Source organism: Neobacillus drentensis (assembly GCF_036962765.1).
GTDB classification, from domain to species: domain Bacteria; phylum Bacillota; class Bacilli; order Bacillales; family Cytobacillaceae; genus Neobacillus; species Neobacillus drentensis_C.
The window spans coordinates 1-805 of sequence record NZ_JBALOS010000062.1 but is presented as its reverse complement, the minus strand read 5'-3'; the positions used below and the strand labels follow the sequence as shown (position 1 = coordinate 805).

Here is an 805-nt window from a genome sequence, read left to right as displayed (position 1 = left end):
CTTGGAAAGCCTGGATGATCAATCGTATCCAACAGTTCTTTTTCTAATTCAAAGTTTCTTCGCCCAGATTGAGTCAACCGTTTATGGAGACGCAAGGCTTTTAAAACCTTTTTCTGTTCACATTCCAAGTCATTCACTAAATAACTATGACCATAACTTCCTGCTCCGAGATGAGATATCACCTTGTAACGCTCAGCAATCAATTCATCTTTTGGAAAGGGTTTTTCAAATACATTTGATAAGAGTAATGCAAATTTTTTCATCATAAAGAAAACACCTGGCTTCGTCTAACTGCTAAAAAAACTACTACTTTTGTATTTCTTTTTATAATAATGATGTCCTAGGTTATTGTGTTTATAATGATTCCTTTTCTTCCAGGCATCACTTGATGAACTATATTTGTGATAGGATTTACTTCCGAAAATCAATTTAAGGATTTTTTTTAACAACTTAATCCCCTCCTCTGCTTCGTTACTAATTATACGTCTACCAAAAATAAAGGTTTCATGATTTCCAAAATTTATTTAAAGATTAAATCTCTCTGCACAAAACAAAAAGCGAGCATTGAATGCTCGTCTTTCGTATTAATCTATGATAAAGGAAAAGATTTATTTTCCTCTTCTTGACTAATTAATTTTTTATTCATCCTCTTCTTCTTCGTCGATAATACTTTTTTCAATTAAATATTCGAAGGTTATGTCTGCAATTTCTTCCAATTCTTCTTCACTAGGAACGTATCCCCTTTTCACAAGCTCATGAAAGAAAAATTCGGCAATCTCCTCAGTATCAATAAATACTTCAATTT

Annotated in this window: 1 protein-coding gene and 1 pseudogene; both read right to left on the bottom strand. The window is 32.0% G+C overall.

Annotated elements, in window-relative coordinates; all coding sequences use genetic code 11:
- Positions 1 to 266, bottom strand: a pseudogene (locus V7137_RS09755) (hypothetical protein); the annotation flags it as partial.
- Positions 267 to 638: 372 nt separating this feature from the next.
- Positions 639 to 803, bottom strand: coding sequence for a YozD family protein (locus V7137_RS09750; RefSeq protein WP_335697947.1), 165 nt, complete (start codon positions 801 to 803; stop codon positions 639 to 641).
- Between the last annotated feature and the right edge of the window lie 2 nt (positions 804 to 805).